The organism is Streptomyces sp. NPDC012474 (assembly GCF_042955185.1).
In the GTDB taxonomy this organism is placed as follows: domain Bacteria; phylum Actinomycetota; class Actinomycetes; order Streptomycetales; family Streptomycetaceae; genus Streptomyces; species Streptomyces cahuitamycinicus.
Window position 1 is genome coordinate 73,144 of the sequence record NZ_JBIBEP010000022.1, and the last position, 15,940, is coordinate 89,083.

Sequence of the window (15,940 nt, forward strand, 5' to 3'; positions counted from 1 at the left end):
GGAGGCCCGACGGAGGCCCGACGAGGCCTTCCACGGAAACGAGTCGGGGGCGTTGTCAGACCCCCCTGTCACACTCGCGACATGGCGGAACGGTGGGCGCTCGCTCCGGCCGAGGACGGTGGCGTGGACGTCGCCCCCCTCGGTCCGGACGGGCTGCCCTCCGGCCCGGTGCGCCGGGAGGCGGATGCCGGCGAGGCCGTCCGGAGCCGTCCCGGCGTCACGCGGTGGGTGTGGCGGTCCACCGCCGAGGTCTACCCGCGCCTGCTCGCCACGGGGGTGCGAGCCGAGCGGTGCTACGACATCGAGGCCGCCGAGACCCTCCTCCTCGGCCACGAGGGGCGGTACGGGGAGCCACGCTCGGCCGCGGCCGCCCTGGCCCGGTTGCGCGGCGGCCCCGTGCCGCCCGATCCGCCCCAGCGGTCCGCCGAACCGGGCTCGCAGTCCTCGCTGTTCGAGCCACAAGGCGCCCATCTCCCCCTGCCGGACCTCCTCGCGGTCTACGCCGGGCAGCAGCGGCGGCACGAGAGTGCCGAGCACCCCGGCCGCATGCGGCTGCTGACGGCCGCCGAGTCGGCGGGCATGCTGGTGGCCGCGGAGATGAACCGCGCCGGGCTGCCCTGGAGCGCCCAGGTGCACCGCGCCGTGCTGCAGGACCTGCTGGGCGATCGGTACGCGGGCGGCGGCGAGCCACGCCGCCTGGCCGAGCTGGCCGACGAGGTGTCCGCCGCGTTCGGCCGCCGGGTCCGCCCCGACCTGCCGGCCGACGTGGTCAAGGCCTTCGCCCAGGCCGGGATCAAGGTCTCCTCGACCCGCCGCTGGGAGATCGAGACCGTCGACCACCCCGCCGTGAAGCCCCTGATCGAGTACAAGAAGCTGTACCGCATCTGGGTCGCCCACGGCTGGTCGTGGCTTCAGGACTGGGTCCGGGAGGGGCGGTTCAGACCCGAGTTCCTCGCGGGCGGGACGGTGACCGGGCGCTGGGTCACCAACGGCGGGGGCGGGCTCCAGATCCCCAAGGTGATCCGGCGGGCCGTGGTAGCCGACCCCGGCTGGCGGCTCGTCGTCGCCGACGCGGACCAGATGGAGCCGCGCGTCCTCGCGGCGATCTCCCGCGACCCCGGCCTGATGGAGGTCGCGGGCCGGGAGACCGACCTGTACCAGTCCGTCTCCGACCGCGCCTTCTCCGGCGACCGCTCCCAGGCCAAACTCGCCGTGCTGGGCGCGGTCTACGGCCAGACCTCCGGGGACGGCCTGAAGAACCTCGCCGCGCTCAGACGCCGCTTCCCCAGGGCGGTGGCATACGTCGACGACGCGGCCCGGGCCGGTGAGGAGGGCCGGCTCGTGCGGACCTGGCTCGGCCGGACCTGCCCGCCCGCGGCCCGGGGCACGGACGACGCGACGGAGGAGGCCGGCATCCCGACGGCTGCCGTTGGCTCCGGCTCCGGCTCCGGCTCCGGCTCCGGGGAGGACGATCAGCCGGGGAGCGGGCAGTGGGTGCCCGGCTACGCCTCCACGAACGCCCGCGCCCGCGGCCGCTTCGCCCGCAACTTCGTCGTCCAGGGCAGCGCCGCCGACTGGGCGCTGCTGCTGCTCGCGGCGTTGCGCAAGGCCTGCGCGGAGCTGTCGGCCGAGCTGGTCTTCTTCCAGCACGACGAGGTGATCGTGCACTGCCCCGAGGAGGAGACGGAGACGGTCGTGGCGGCGATCCACGAGGCAGCGGCCCTGGCCGGACGGCTGACCTTCGGGGAGACGCCCGTGCGGTTCCCGTTCACGACGGCGGTGGTGGAGTGCTACGCGGACGCCAAGTAGCCGGGCCCGACGTGGTGTCGTCGGGGACGCCGCGTGACCGGTCGACGGGAGCGAGCAACGCGCGTAGCTCTGTGACGACCGTCTGCTCGTCCGTTTTCTCCAGGGCCGCGAGAGCCGCGCCCCACACCTCGCGCGCATCGCCGATGCGCCCCCGCTCCCGCAACAGCAGCCCGTGCTGGTGGCGGGCGAGAGCGCCGGCGTAGCGGTCGGCGCGGGCGTCGGCCCGGCCGAGCAGCTCGGCGCACTCGCGGGCGGCCCGCCCGCTGTGGCCGAGCAGACGCAGGGCACGGACCAGGCCGAGCCGGGCCCGGGACTCGCCGTGCCAGTCGCCGTGGCCGCCGAGGATGCGCAGGCTCTCCTCGAAGTGCGGCAGGGCGGCGGCCGGTCGGCCGAGCCGCAGATGCGCGTATCCGATGTTGCGGTGCGCGGAGTGCCGCACGATCACGGCGCCGATCGCGTCCCCGAGGGCGAGCGAACTCCGGTGCCGCTCGATGGCCGCCCGCGGGTCGGTGTGCTCGACGAGGTTGCCGAGGTGGCCGTGGGTGACGGCCTCGCCGTGCGGGTCGTTCAGCTGCCGTGCGTACTGCAGGCTCCGCGTCAGCGCCTCAGCCGCCTCGGTGCGCCGGCCGAGCCCGTCCAGCAGCAGGCCGCGGCTGTCGAGGCAGCGGCGGATCCAGGAGGGATTCTCCAGCCGCTGCCAGATGGCGAACGCCCGGTCGTTGAGCGCGAGCGCGTCCTCGTACCGGCCGGTCAGGAAGTGCAGCCCGGCGAGGTCGGCCAGCGCGTACGCCTCCGCCGCCACGTCATCGAGCCGTCGGGCCACCCGGAGGCCGGCTTGTCCGAGCACCTCCATCTCGGCGAGGCGGCCCCGGCGTTGCGCGTAGGGAAAGATCAGCCGGACGAGCGTGCAGACCAGGCCCGCGCGCTGCCCGCAGGGGTCGTCCGCGTACCGCTCGACCAGGGTGACGACGTTGTCCAGCTCCATGTCCCCCCAGGCGAAGGCCTCCGCGGGGCCGGCGAAGGGGGCGACGGTGTCGACGTGGGCCGTGTGGCCGTTCGGCCGGGCCGGGGTGGGCCGGCGGCGGTCGGTCAGGTCGAGGCCGGGTTCCATGATCGCGGCGAGGACCCGTTCGGCGACGGCCGCGTACCAGTGCAGCGCCGTCCCGACGGCGTCGGCGGCGTCGGCGGTTTCGGGGGCTTCGGGGGCTTCGAGGGCTTCGAGGGCTTCGGGGGCGCCAGCGTCGGCGGGCTCGGCGGCGTCCCGCTCTCCGGCCCGTTCGCGGGCGAAGTCGCGCACCAGGTCGTGCGGTGCGTAGCGGCCGTACGCCGACTCCTCCAGCATGGCCACGTCGAGGAGCCGTTCCAGGGCGGCCTCGGTGCGGGGCTCGCCGGTGCCGGTGAGGCGGGCGAGCAACGGGGCGCCGTACGTGGGCAGGGCGAGCGCGCCGATACGGCACAGGGTGCGGGCCGCGTCCCGGTCGGCCTCCCGCTCGGAGGAGGCGAGGGCATCGTGCGTGACGGCCAGGGAGCGGCGCACGCTCAGGTCGTCGTACTCCAGGTGGTGCAGGCGGCCGTCTGCGGCGGCGAGTTGACCCGCCAGGGTGTCGGGGGCCAGGGCCGGACGGGCGGCGAGCCGCGCGGCGACGATCCGCAGGGCCAGCGGCAGCCTGCCCGTGAGCTCGACGAGGAGCCGGGCGGCGTCGGTACCGTCCAGACCGTCGCGGCCCGAGTGCCTGCGCAGGAGCTCGGCGCTCTCCTCGTCCGACAACGGGGCGAGCGGAAACCCGGCCGCGCCGTCGAGGGCGGTCAGCGGCGAACGGCTGGTGACGATCACCCCGCACCCGGCACCCCCTGGCAGGAGCGGCCGCACCTGCGCGGCACTCGCGGCGTCGTCCAGCACCAGGAGCGTGCGCGTCGGCGCGAGCAGCGAGCGCAGCAACGCGGCTGCGGCGCCCGGCTGTTCCGGGATACGGCACGGCTCGGTGCCGAGGTCACGCAGCAGGGCGGTGACCGCCTGAGCAGCGGTGAGAGGGGGCATACCCGGGGTGGCGCCGTGCAGGTCGAGGTGGATCTGCCCATCGGGGAAACGTTCCGCCAACTGATGGGCGACCTCCAGTGCGAGCGCGCTCTTGCCGACGCCCGCCATGCCGCTGATGACGGCGGTGGGGTGCCTGCCGGGTGCCGTGAGCGCGCGGCGCAGGGAGTCGCGCAAGAGGGTGCGGCCGACGAAGTGGACGGGCGGTGGGGGCAGTTGAGCGGGTGGGGGTGTCGGCCTGCCCGCCCTGCCAGGCTCACTCGGCCCACTGGGTTCACCGAGATCACTGGGCTCACCGGGTTCACCGCGACCGCCGGGTTCACCGCGACCGCCGGGCTCACCACGATCACTTGGCTCGCTCGACTCACTTGGCTCGCTCGACTCACTTGGCTCGCTCGACTCGCCTGAAGCACCGCCCCCCGTGGACCCCCGCAGCACCGCGACATGCGCCTCCCGCACCCCCGGCCCCGGCTCGATGCCGAGCTGGCCGACGAGGCGGGTGCGCAGGTCTCGGTGGACGGCCAGGGCCTCGGCCTGACGGCCGGTGCGGTGCAGGGCGAGCATCAACTGCCGGTAGAACACCTCCCGCAGCGGATACTCACCGGTCAGCACCGCCAGCTCCGGCACCAGCTCGTTCAGTCGTGGGCCACCCAGGGCCAACTCGGCGTCGTAGCGCCACTCCAGAAGCAGCAGCCGGGCCTCGCACAGCCGCTGCGCGAAGGCGTACCCGCCCACCTCGGGCGGCAGCCCGGCCAGCGGCGCACCCCGCCACAGGGCGAGCGCGTCCGCGCACACGCGCACGACCCTCTCCCAGTCCTGGCCGGCGTGGGCGGCACGCGCCTCGGCGACGTGGGCGTCGAAGACGTGGACGTCCAGCTCACCCTCGTCGATCCGCAGCACGTACCCGGACGGCACGGTGCGCAGGCGTCCCGGGTCGTCCAGCAGCCGCCGCAACCGGGTGATGTGGTTGTGCAGCGAGGCCTGGGCGGACACGGGCGGCGCTCCGCCCCACAGCGCGTCCTTGAGCGACTCGACGGAGACCACCCGTCCGGCGTCGAGGAGCAACGCGGTCAGCAACACGCGCGACTTGTCGCCGGCGACGGCCCGGGCCGGACCGGGGACACCACCCCGCAGGCCGCCCCTCACGCCGCCTTGGACGACGCCCCGCACGACGCCTTGGACATCTCCTTGGACGTCGTAGAACAGCACCGGCGGCCCCAACAGCCCGAACCGCATCGTCACGCCACTACCCCCCGTGCATCCCGCCCTGACGAGCCCCCACCCCCGGGACGACGGATCTCCGCCACCGTGGCCTTCGCCCGCTCCGCCGGATTCCGCCGCTGCCCGGTCGTCGTCGACCTCGGTTCGGCGACTTCCAGCCGATCGGCAGACGACGCAACGGCGAACCGTTGGCCATATGTTAGCGATCCGTTGGCAAAGCCTGATGTGATCACTACATCGGATCTGGCCCGGCGGCGCGCGCGTCTGGACGCGCAACTCGGGGGAGTGTCGCCGCCGCGGCCGGGTCCGGGTCCCGGTCGGCGGAGGTGAACGGCCGGGGCCCACTCACCCTCTCCTGCGCCCTGCCGCCCCCGGCCGGTCGGCGTCAGATGACGGGCGGCCGTCCCAGCCGGGTGAGCCGCCACACCGTCCGCCACCGCATGGGCCGCCGCTCCCCCGCCGGCTCCCGCACTCCTTCCAGGAATCCGCCGAACCAGGCACGCAGCCCGGCGCCCGACCGGTTCCGGGCGAGGGTGAGCAGCACCCACACGCCCAGGTGGACGGGGACGAGCGCGAGCGGCAGCCGGCGGCGGGCCAGCCAGACCCGGTTGCGTGCGTTCACCCGGTAGTAGATGGCGTGCCGGGCGGGCGAGGTCTTCGGATGCCGGAGCAGCAGCTCCGGGGCATACAGGATCCGCCAGCCGGCATCCGCCGCGCGCCACGCGAGGTCGGTCTCCTCGTGCGCGAAGAAGAACTCGGCGGGCCAGTCGCCGATCTCGTCGAGCATCGCCATCCGCAGGGCGTGCCCGCCACCCAGGAAGCCGGTGACGTCACCGCCCCGGAGGGGGTCGGAGTTGCCGACCCGGGGCACGTGCCGCTGCTGCGTCTCACCGAGCTCGTCGGCGATGCGGAAGCCGACGATGCCGAGCCGCTCGTCGGCGGCGTACAGATCCCGTACGCGGCGCAGCACGTCGGGGTCGACGAGCAGACCGTCGTCGTCCAGATCCACCACGACGTCGATGTCGCCGAACTCCCGCAGCCGGGCCAGGGCCGCGTTGCGCCCGCCGGGGCAGCCGAGGTTCTCGTCGAGCTCGACGGCGGTGACCTCGCCGGGCAGCGACAGCCGCCGGGCGAAGTCGGGCAGCGGGCAGCCGTTGCCGACGACGACGATCCGCTCGGGCGGAACGTCCTGCTTGGCCACGGACTCCAGCAGGGCGTCGACCTCTGCGGGCCGGTTGCCCATCGTCACCACGGCGACGGCGATGCGGGGCGCCCCCATGTCCTCACCTCGTCCCGGTCGGCAACTGGCGGACTGACCGGCGATGCTAGCCGTTCACGGCAGGGGCCCGGTGAGGACGCCTGCCGGACATCCGTTCTCCTACGCCTTCAGTGCGGACGGCATCCGAGCGGCACCCGACCGGAGCGGGCACAGGATGTCGGGTGCGGCGGGGCCCGCGCTGCCTAGCGTGAGAGCACGAAAAGGAAGGAGACCGGACGTGCTGGACCGGCTCAACCAGGCGATGGACCGGATCGAACGGAACCTCCGCGGCACCGTCGACGTGGCGGATCTGGCGCGTACGGCGTGCACCTCGGAGTACCACCTGCGCCGCATGTTCTCGGCCCTGGCCGGCATGCCGCTGTCGGAGTACATCCGCCGCCGCCGGTTGACGGTCGCGGGCGCCGAGGTGCTGTCGGGGGACGCGACGCTCCTGGAGATCGCGATCCGCTACGGCTACGGCTCCGGCGAGGCGTTCGCGCGGGCGTTCCGCACGATGCACGGCGTGGGCCCGGGCGAGGCCCGGCGCACCGGCGCCGCGCTCGTCTCCCAGCCCCGGTTGGCCTTCCGCCTCACCGTCGAAGGGAACAGCAGCATGCACTACCGCGTCGTCGACCGCCCGGCCTTCACCGTCACGGGCTTCAAGACCCGGATCCCCCTGATCCACTCCGGCCCGAACCAGGCGATCATCGACTTCGTCCGCGGCCTGGACAAGTCCGCGAGGGAACGGTTGGAGGAACTGTCCGACCAGGAACCGCGGGGCATCGTCGCGGTCTGCGACGACCTGGACCCGAGCCGCGCGGAGGGCACGGAACTCGACTACTACCACGCCGTGATCACCTCGGCACCGGCACCGGCACCGGCCTCGGTCCCGGCACGGACCTCGACTCCGGTCTCGGCCCCGGTCCCAGAAGGCACCACCAGCCTGGCGGTCCCGCCCGGCACCTGGGCGGTCTTCACCACCTCGGGGCCCGCCCCGCAGGCCATCCAGGAACTCTGGCGCGACGTGTTCACCGAGTGGTTCCCGTCCAACCCGTACCGCACCCGCCCCGGCCCGGAAATCCTCCGCACCCGCCTGTCCGACGACGGCACTGAGGCGGACGCCGAGCTGTGGCTGCCGGTGGAGCGGGAATCCACCCGCTGAAACCCGCGAGAACCCCAGGCCGGGTTCCATCCGGCCCGGGGGTGGTCCCGCGGAGCCGCTGTGGCTGCGCGGCGGCCACGGCGAGAGCGCGGCCACAGGCTGAGGGGCACTCGTCTTATGCCGTCCACACAGCGGACCAATGCCCTGAATTGAGCGCGCAAGGGCCGCACCCGGCAGGTCGGGAACGCAGTTGACTTCCCCTTCCGTTTCGCGATCATTACATGTGCGGCCCTTCCAATTCCCCAATGCGTGAGGCATGGGGGTCAACGGGGCGAGAAGGCGTCGCACGGCCGACGGGGATGTGAATTCGCTGTGCGTGAGAGGTTGTCGTTCAAGCTGCTCGGGCCGCTCGAGGCAGCCGTCACCGACGAACCGATCCGCATCAGCAGTGCGCGTCAACGATCAGTTCTGGCCACTTTGTTGCTTTCCAGCGACCGGGTCGTCTCGGTCGACAGCCTCACCGAGGCGGTGTGGCAAGGAGACCCGCCGGCCACGGCACGGAACCAAATCGCCATCTGCATTACCTCGCTGCGAAGAATCTTCCGCGAGGCATCCGTGCCGGCGGAAATGATCGAAACGAGCCACCCCGGCTACATACTTCACTCCACACACTGCTATATCGATCTGAAAGACCTGCACCAGTCGGTGGCGAAAGCCCGCATGGTGGCCGCTCACGACGAACAGGCGGAGGAAGCCGCCAAGCTGTTCGAGCATGCTCTCGCCCTGTGGCGGGGCCCCGCACTCGACGGCCTCTCCGGAGCGCACATCGACGATGTCGCCGGTCAGCTGGCCGAATTCCGGCTCGATGTGTGCGAGGAGTACGCGGCCCTCCAGCTGAGGCTCGGCCACCACCAGAAGGTCGGCGCGCAACTGGCGGCGCTCGTCAAGGAGAACCCGCTGCGCGAGCAGGCCCGGGCGCATCTGATGCAGGCCCACCACATGGCCGGCCGGCGCGCCGAGGCGCTTCAGGTCTACCGCGAAGGGCGCCGGGCCCTCGTCGACGAGCTCGGCATCGAACCCGGGCCCGTGCTGCAGGAGATGCACCGCCGGGTACTGCAGGACTCCGACGACTCCGAGCCGCGCCCCGACGCGCCCGCGCCGGCCAGGGTGGCCGCCACCACCGCCCCGTCCGACCCCGCCCCGGGCATTCCCGCCCAACTGCCGCTGGCGCTCTCCACCTTCACCGGACGCGAGCCGGAGATCGAGGCACTGGAAACACTGCTGCGCCGCAGCGCCGACGGGTCCACACCGGCGGTGGCCGTCGTCACCGGGGTGAGCGGCATCGGCAAGAGCGCACTGATCGTGCACTGGGCGAACCGGGTCGCCGACCGCTTTCCCGACGGGCAGCTCTTCATCGACGTACACGGCTATGACAAGTCCAACCGGCCGCTGTCGTCCCTGTCCGTCCTCGACCAGGCGCTCCGCGGCCTCGGGGTGTCCAGCGCGCAGATACCGGCCGGCCTCCAGGAGCGCTCCGCGCTGTACCGCTCCCTGCTGAACCACCGCAGACTGCTCGTCATCCTGGACGACGTGCGCTCGTTCCGGCAGATCCAGCCGCTGTTGCCGGGACGCGGCCGGTGCGTCGTGCTGATCACCAGCCGGGATCCGCTGGACGAACTGGTCAGTGACTACGGGGCGGTCCAGATCCAGCTGAACGTGATGACGGCGCACGAGGCCGACCGGATGCTCGCCACCGTGATCGGGCAGGACCGGGTCGCCGCCGAGCCCGAGGCCGCGGCGCGGCTCGCGGAGCTGTGCGGGCATCTGCCGCTGGCCCTGCGCATCGCCGCGGGCCGGCTCACCCCGCGCCCCTACCGGTCGCTGCAGCGGCTCGCCGCCCGTCTGGAGGACGGAGCCGGCCGGCTCGACGTGCTCAGCCCCTCCGACGGCGGGGTGCGGGCCGGATTCTGGCTCAGCTACCGGGAGTTGTCACCCGAGGCCGCCGTGCTGTTCCGGCGCCTCGCGCTGCTCCCGGTGGAGGGGTTCGCCGCGTGGGCGGGCGCCGCGGTGCTCGACGTGAACCTGATGAAGGCCGAGGACCTGCTCGAACAGCTCGTGGACGCCCAGCTCCTGGAGCTGTGCCTGACGCAGTCCGGACCGTCCGCCCGGTTCCGCTTCCATGAACTGCTGCGTCTGTTCGCCTGGGAGCGCGCCCACGACGAGGACTCCGGCCAGGATCGCGCGGACGCCCTGGAACGCGCCTACGGCACCCTGCTCACGCTCGCCGGCTCCGCACACCAACTCCTCTACGGCGCCGGACACCTGCCACGTCATTCGGCCCGGCTCGTCCACGAGCTGCCGGTGGACGCGGTCGCGGAGCTGCTCGCCGATCCGCTCGAGTGGTTCGAGTCGGAGCGGGGCAGCATCCTCGCCATGGTGGGCGCGGCGGCACGGCACGAGGCCGCCGCCCACGCCTGGGAACTCACCGCGCGCGCCATGCCGCTGTTCGAGATGCGCAACTACCAGGAGGACTGGCAGCAGGCCGCACTGAGCGCCCTGGAGAGCGCCCGGCAGGCCGACGACACCTTCGGCGCCACCGTCATGCTGCGCTCGCTCGGCTCGCTCGCCATCTACCAGCGCCGATACCAGGACGCCGACGGCCTGCTGACCTCGGCGATGGAACTGCTCGACCGGGCCGACGACCCGCACGAGCGGGCGGTGGTGCTGCGCAATCTCGCCCTGTGCGCCCGTTTCCGCGGTGACCTCGACGGCGCGGCCGAACACTGCCGGGCCGCGCTCACCCGCTTCCGGGAGACCGACGACCCGGTCAGCGCCGCGCACGCCCTCGGCCTGCTGGCGCAGATCGAGCTGGAACGCGGTGACAACGACACCGGGATCGCGCTGACCCGGCAGGCCATCACGGCCAGCGCCGAGAGCGGGTCGGTGCGCGGCCGGGCCCAGAACGTCTACCGGCTCGCCGAGGCGTATCTGCGCATCGGTGATCTGCGCGAGGCGATCGGGACCTGCCAGGAGGTCATCGAACTCACCCGGGCCCAGGGCGACCGGCTCGGCGAGGCGTACGCGCTGCGCGCGCTGGGCGAGGCCCAGTGGCGCCAGGAACTGTACGACGCCGCGGAATTCACCCTGCGCGAGGCGTTCACGGCCGCCGGAGACGTCGGGGACCGGTTCCTGCAGGCACGTATCGAGACCGACCGGGCCTGCTCCGAGGCCCTGCGGGGCGATGCCGCGGCGGTGGACCGGCTGCGACGGGCCCACCAGGCCTTCACCGTGCTGTCGGCGTCCTCGTGGCAGGAGCGCACGGCCCGGCTCGTCGACGTCGTCGGCGATGCCTCCGCCGAGGGCCGGCCGGTGCCGCTCGAGCGCCTCCTGGCCACTCGTTGACACCGGCCTGTCCGGACTACTTGGTCCAGGGCAGGTCGCCGTCGCCCAGGGCCCCGTCCAGGGCCCCGTCCACCAGGTGGGTCACGTCCGTCACGGCGCTGCCGGGGCCGGGGCCGGGGCCCGTCCAGGGCAGGTCGTCGGCGCCGGCCGTACCGCTCATCAGCGCGATGTTGACCGCGACCGCACCGAGCACCGACACGACGAAACCCGTCTTCTTCTGCATGTCCTGGAATCCCCTCCGTCGCTGAACTCTTCAGCTGCAACAGACCGTACCCCAGCGAATCATCGCCGCTATTTCTCCTCGATTTCTCCCGCCTCCGGCCGGAGAAAATGAGCCGACATGACCGCGGGCTAAGGTCGGCTCCGAAGTCGACAGCGGAGGGGGACCAGCGTGCTCAAGGAGATCGGCGTCGGGATGGATGCGGAACGCGCCTACCGCGCTCTGCTGAGACAGCCGGGCGCGAGCCCGCAGGACATGGCGGAGCAGCTCGGATGGCCGCTCGACCGGGCCACCGGCGCCCTGGGCGAACTCGCCGAACTGGCTCTGGTGCAGTCGTCGCAGGAACACCACGGAGGCACTCGGGCGGTGGATCCGGAACTGGGTTTGAGGTCGCTCGTCCAGTTCCAGGAGCGGGAATTACTCAAACTCCAGCTGTCTCTCTCCGAGAGTAAATCGGCGGCCGAAAAGCTCATCTCCGAATACCGGCGCGGAGCCCGTACCGAAGAAATCGAATCGGTACAGCTCGCCCAGGGCCCCGATGCGATCCAGGCATGTATCGAAAAGGTGAGCCAGGAGTGCCGCGAGGAGGCCGAGGCGCTGCTGCCCGGCGGTGCGCAGCCGGCCGACAGGCTGAACGCGGCCAAGCCGCTCGACCAGATGCTGCTGGCGCGGTCCGTGCAGGTGCGGTGCGTCTACGCGCACAGCATCCGCAACGACCGGCCGACCACCGAGTACGCGCAGTGGCTGAGCCAGCAGGGCGGGCAGGTCAGGACCGCGCCGCAGCTACCTCTCAGGATCGTGATCTGGGACCGGAGCAAGGCCCTGGTGCCGCTCGACCCGGACCAGCCGGACCGGGGTGCGTTACTGCTGTCGAGTCCTGGGCCGGTGGCCGCGCTGCGCGCCCTGTTCGAGCAGGTGTGGCGGCAGGCGTCACAGTTCGGCCAGGAGCGGGCGCCGGGCCGGGCGCGGGAGCTGAGCGACGAGGAGAGCGCGGTGCTCGGCCTCATGGCGGGCGGACTCACCGACGAGGTGATCGCCCGCAAGCTCGGGGTCTCCGTGCGCACGAGCCGGCGGATCACCGCCGAGCTGATGACCAAGCTGGGCGCCCGCAGCCGTTTCCAGCTCGGGGCCGTCGCGGCGCAGCGCGGGCTGCTGACGGTGTAGGGCCTGGGCGGTCCGGGCCCGCCGAGGCACCTATGAGGTCTGGGCGGTGTCCACTCCGGGCCGGCCGCGCAGATACGCGAGGACCGCGAGGACCCGGCGGTTGGTCGTGTCGTCGAGGGAGAGGTCGAGCTTGGTGAGGATGGAGCCGAAGTGCTTGCTGACGGTGCCCTCGCTCACCACCATGGCCGCGGCGATCGACGCGTTGGACTTGCCCTCCGCCATCAGCGCGAGCACCTCCTGCTCCCGAGCGGTGAGCCGGGCCAGCGGATCCCGCCGGTGCCTGATCAGCTGGCGCACCACCTCGGGATCCACGACGGTGCCGCCCTCCGCGACCCGGTGCACCGCGTCGACGAACTCCTCGACGTGACCGATCCGTTCCTTGAGGAGATAGCCCACCCCGGTGCCGTCGGAGGAGTCGAGCAGGTCCTCGGCGTAGGACCGCTGGATGTACTGGCTGAGGACCAGGATCGGCAGTCCGGGCCGGCGGCGGCGCAGGGCGATGGCGGCACGCAGGCCCTCGTCGGAGAAGCCGGGCGGCATCCGTACGTCGGTCACCACGATGTCGGGTTCGTGCGCGGCGACCGCCTCGGTGAGCTCGTCCGCGTCACCCACGGCGGCGACCACCCGGTGCCCGAAGCGCTCCATGAGGCCGACGAGTCCTTCGCGGAGCAGGACACTGTCCTCGGCCAGCACGATGCGCAGCATCAGTTCCTCAATCACGCGGTCGAATCAGGCAGTTGAGCAGGGTACCAGCAGGCGGAACACGGTGGGCCCGCCGGGCGGACTGGACACCAGCAGGCGGCCGTCGAGTACCGAGACACGGTCGGCGACACCCTGCAGGCCCGTCCCCCGCCCGGTGTCCGCGCCGCCGTGACCGTCGTCCTCGACCTCCACGGCCAGCTGCCCCTCGTCCAGGCCGCCGCGCACCACGGCCCTGCTCGCGCCGCTGTGCTTGGCGACGTTGGCGAGGGCCTCGCTGACCGCGAAGTACACGGCCGTCTCGATCGCCTCCGGCGGCCGGACCGGCAGGTCGAGGTCCACGTCGACGGGGATCGTCGAGCGGTCCGCGAGGTCCTCCACGGCCGCCACCAGGCCGCGGTCGGTGAGGACCTGGGGGTGGATGCCGCGGATCAGCTCCCTGATCTCGACGAGGGCGGTGGCCGCCTCGTCCTGCGCCTTGGCGAGCAACGGGCCGAGCGGGCCGTCCGCCGCGTCGAGGCGGGCCAGGCCGAGCGTCATGGACAGGGCGACCAGCCGCTGCTGCGCCCCGTCGTGCAGATCGCGCTCGATGCGGCGCCGCTCCGCCTCGAAGGCGTCCACGAGCCGGACCCGGGAGCGGCCCAGCTCCTTGATCTTCGAGTTCAGTTCGCCGGTCGGTGAGGCCAGCAGGAAGCGGGTCAGGGCGGCCCGGCCCGCGGCGATCGCGCCGAGCGGGTAGGAGAAGACGGGCAGCAGCAGCAGCCCGGCGAGCGCCGCCGAGAGCGCCCCGGGCCAGCTGTCCACGATCCACATCTTGAGGACCCGTGCCTCCTCGCCGTCGACCGCCAGCATCACCGGCGTCGCGAGCAGCCCGCCGCACACGAGGAGGACGGAGCCCACGACCAGCGCTTCGAGGGGCCACAGCAGGAAGCCGAAGAGCACCGCGTAGCCCAGCTCGCGCCAGGTGGCGCGTTCCTGGAGCCGGGTGCGCAGCCAGGCGGTGAGGCCGGTGCGGTCGGGTTCGCGGTGCGGATCGGCGAGCGGCTCGCTGTCGATCAGACGCAGCCGGCCGCGCTCGACCGAGGCCAGCGGCACCCCGGTGAGGACGAGGACGAGCAGCAGCGGAAGGCCGACGACGACCACGGTGAGCACGCTGCCCGCGACGGCGAGCAGCACGAGCGTGAGCAGGGTGAGGAGGCCGAGGACCGCGCTGCTGAGCAGGTACAGCGCAGCGCGCCAGGGCCAGCCGCTGCGTACGTAGTGGCGCAGGTGGAGCCGGGTCCAGATCGTCGGGGGGTGCATGCGCCGCACGTTATGAGACCTTTCCGGCCCGGACCACCCAGCTAGCTCCACCATCGGGGTGGGCGCCGGCTACCGGCCATGACTGGGCCCAGCTGCGATGTGCCGGAACGCCCCCGCGCGGTCTGCTGTAAGGGCTCCGAACGACGGGGCGACGGCACAGCGGGAGGACCGAAATGGTGTGGATCCAGGAACAGTTGGCGGCTGTGCCCGTGTGGCTGACGCTGCTGATCGTCTTCCTGCTTCCCATGGCGGAGCCGGCGCTCCCTCTGCTCGGCATGCTGTTCCCTTCGCAGACCGCCCTGATGGCGAGCGGCGTGCTCGCGCACCACGGCGCGCTGCCGCTTCCCGCCGCGATCGCGATGGCGGTGCTCGGCGCGCTGGCGGGCAATGTGATCGGTCATCTGGTGGGGCGCCGGTGGGGTCCCCGGCTCGTCAGGAACCTGCCGGCCCGGGTGACCGACTCTCCCGGCTACCGCGCGGCGCTGCACACCGTCGGCACCTACAGCGCGCGGGCGGTGCTGCTCGGCCGGTTCAACGCGGTGCTGCGCACGCTGGTGCCGGTGATGTGCGGCACCGTCGGCGTGCCCTGGACCCGCTTCCTCGGCCTGTCCCTGCTCGGCAGCCTGCTGTGGGCGCCCAGTTGTGTGGCGGTCGGGATGATCGCGGGCGGCTCCTGGCAGAAGTGGGGCGGCTCGGGGGTGCTCGCCGCCGGCGGCGCCGTGCTGCTGCTGACCAGCTCCCTGCCGATGCTGCTGTCGTACCTCAGCAGCAGGAAGGCCCAGGCGAACGCCGCGCTCACCACCGCTGGTTGAGATAGGTCAGGAGTTCCGCCTCGTGCGGGACGAGGTAGAAGTGGTCGCCGGGAAAGACCCGGTGCTCGTACGTGGATGTGGTCAGGGGCCGCCACGACAGCAGGTCGGCCAGGGAGCAGCCCGGGTCGTCCACGCCGCCGACCGCCGTGACCGGGGCGCGCAGGGGCGCCGGGTCGGTGGGCCGGTAGGACTCGATGAGGCGGAAGTCGCCGCGCAACGAGGGCAGCAGCAACGGGCGCAGGTCGGGGTCGTCGTAGACGGCGGAGCCGAGGTCCCCCAGGCCCCGGGCCGAGGCGATCAGACTGTCGTCGTCGAGGAGGTGGAGGGCGCCGCCGCGTTCGGTGTGCGGGGCGCCGCGCCCGGAGACGACGACACGCTCGGGCACGATGCCGTACCGCTCGTCGAGGCGGCGGGCCACCTCGTAGGCGACGGCGGAGCCGAGGCTGTGCCCGAACAGGGCGACGGGGGCGTGGGGTCCGGGCCCGAGGACGTCCTCAAGGGCGTCGGTGATGCGGTCGGCGAGCTCCGCCATGGACTCGGCACAGGGCTCGGCGAGCCGCTCCTGACGCCCCGGGTACTGCGTGGCGAGCAGTTCCACGCCGCGCGGCAGGCGGGCCGCCCAGCCGTGGAAGAGGGTCGCCGTGCCGCCCGCGTGCGGGAAGCCGACGAGGCGCAGCCGGACGCTCCCGTCCGCGGCCGGGTAGCGCCGGAACCAGCGGCTCCTGATCCCCGTCCCCACAACGCCCCCTGCTCCTGCGACACCCATACGAATCCACCCTCGCCCTGTCGTGGCACGGCCCCTGACGGGCCCCCGGCCCCGCCATGATCCGTCGCGACCGGGCCCACGGGCGGGGCGGGCGCGGGCAGGACGCTGCCGGTGCAGCTTTTTGCAGCCCCGTGCTCTGCCCTTTCCATG

At 72.9% G+C, this 15,940-nt stretch carries 11 protein-coding genes; 5 read left to right on the forward strand and 6 right to left on the reverse strand.

All coding sequences use genetic code 11. The features are described 5' to 3' along the window. Positions 1-81: 81 nt before the first annotated feature. The gene (locus ACFY9S_RS34955; RefSeq protein ID WP_391136781.1) at positions 82-1,809 is read left to right on the forward strand and encodes a bifunctional 3'-5' exonuclease/DNA polymerase; all 1,728 of its coding nucleotides are present in this window, start codon (positions 82-84) and stop codon (positions 1,807-1,809) included. Here the strand turns inward: ACFY9S_RS34955 and ACFY9S_RS34960 are convergent. Further along, positions 1,769-5,080, reverse strand: coding sequence for a BTAD domain-containing putative transcriptional regulator (locus tag ACFY9S_RS34960; RefSeq protein ID WP_391136960.1), 3,312 nt, complete (start codon positions 5,078-5,080; stop codon positions 1,769-1,771). The two genes, ACFY9S_RS34955 and ACFY9S_RS34960, sit on opposite strands and share 41 nt — an antisense overlap. Positions 5,081-5,450: 370 nt before the next feature. Next, entirely contained in the window at positions 5,451-6,344 is an 894-nt protein-coding gene (locus ACFY9S_RS34965; protein WP_391136784.1) for a glycosyltransferase, read from the reverse strand. A 217-nt stretch (positions 6,345-6,561) separates the two neighbouring features. On the opposite strand from ACFY9S_RS34965, the gene ACFY9S_RS34970 reads away from it, so the two are divergent. Both ACFY9S_RS34970 and ACFY9S_RS34975 read left to right on the forward strand, forming a co-directional pair. Continuing rightward, on the forward strand, positions 6,562-7,485 hold the full coding sequence (locus ACFY9S_RS34970) for a helix-turn-helix domain-containing protein (RefSeq protein ID WP_391136787.1): 924 nt from the start codon (positions 6,562-6,564) through the stop codon (positions 7,483-7,485). A gap of 312 nt (positions 7,486-7,797) precedes the next feature. After that, positions 7,798-10,827 (forward strand): BTAD domain-containing putative transcriptional regulator, encoded by a 3,030-nt coding sequence (locus ACFY9S_RS34975; protein WP_391136790.1) that lies wholly within the window; start codon positions 7,798-7,800, stop codon positions 10,825-10,827. A 16-nt stretch (positions 10,828-10,843) separates the two neighbouring features. Here ACFY9S_RS34975 and ACFY9S_RS34980 read toward each other — a convergent pair whose 3' ends face one another. Continuing rightward, entirely contained in the window at positions 10,844-11,050 is a 207-nt protein-coding gene (locus tag ACFY9S_RS34980; protein ID WP_391136793.1) for a hypothetical protein, read from the reverse strand. A 168-nt stretch (positions 11,051-11,218) separates the two neighbouring features. Between ACFY9S_RS34980 and ACFY9S_RS34985 the strand changes: the two genes are divergently transcribed. Further along, the gene (locus ACFY9S_RS34985; RefSeq protein WP_391136796.1) at positions 11,219-12,211 is read left to right on the forward strand and encodes a LuxR C-terminal-related transcriptional regulator; all 993 of its coding nucleotides are present in this window, start codon (positions 11,219-11,221) and stop codon (positions 12,209-12,211) included. Positions 12,212-12,241: 30 nt separating this feature from the next. Here ACFY9S_RS34985 and ACFY9S_RS34990 read toward each other — a convergent pair whose 3' ends face one another. Both ACFY9S_RS34990 and ACFY9S_RS34995 read right to left on the reverse strand, forming a co-directional pair. After that, complete coding sequence (locus ACFY9S_RS34990; protein ID WP_391136963.1) at positions 12,242-12,916, reverse strand: LuxR C-terminal-related transcriptional regulator; 675 nt, start codon at positions 12,914-12,916, stop codon at positions 12,242-12,244. A 24-nt stretch (positions 12,917-12,940) separates the two neighbouring features. Then, positions 12,941-14,212, reverse strand: coding sequence for a sensor domain-containing protein (locus tag ACFY9S_RS34995; RefSeq protein ID WP_391136799.1), 1,272 nt, complete (start codon positions 14,210-14,212; stop codon positions 12,941-12,943). 173 nt (positions 14,213-14,385) lie between these two features. Between ACFY9S_RS34995 and ACFY9S_RS35000 the strand changes: the two genes are divergently transcribed. Then, positions 14,386-15,024 carry a VTT domain-containing protein gene (locus ACFY9S_RS35000; RefSeq protein ID WP_391136802.1) on the forward strand — a complete coding sequence of 213 codons (639 nt, stop codon included), beginning with the start codon at positions 14,386-14,388 and terminating at the stop codon, positions 15,022-15,024. On the opposite strand, the gene ACFY9S_RS35005 is transcribed toward ACFY9S_RS35000, so the two are convergent. Further along, positions 15,008-15,763: an alpha/beta fold hydrolase gene (locus ACFY9S_RS35005; protein ID WP_391136805.1), complete on the reverse strand. Its 756-nt coding sequence runs from the start codon at positions 15,761-15,763 to the stop codon at positions 15,008-15,010. The two genes, ACFY9S_RS35000 and ACFY9S_RS35005, sit on opposite strands and share 17 nt — an antisense overlap. Positions 15,764-15,940: the final 177 nt, after the last annotated feature.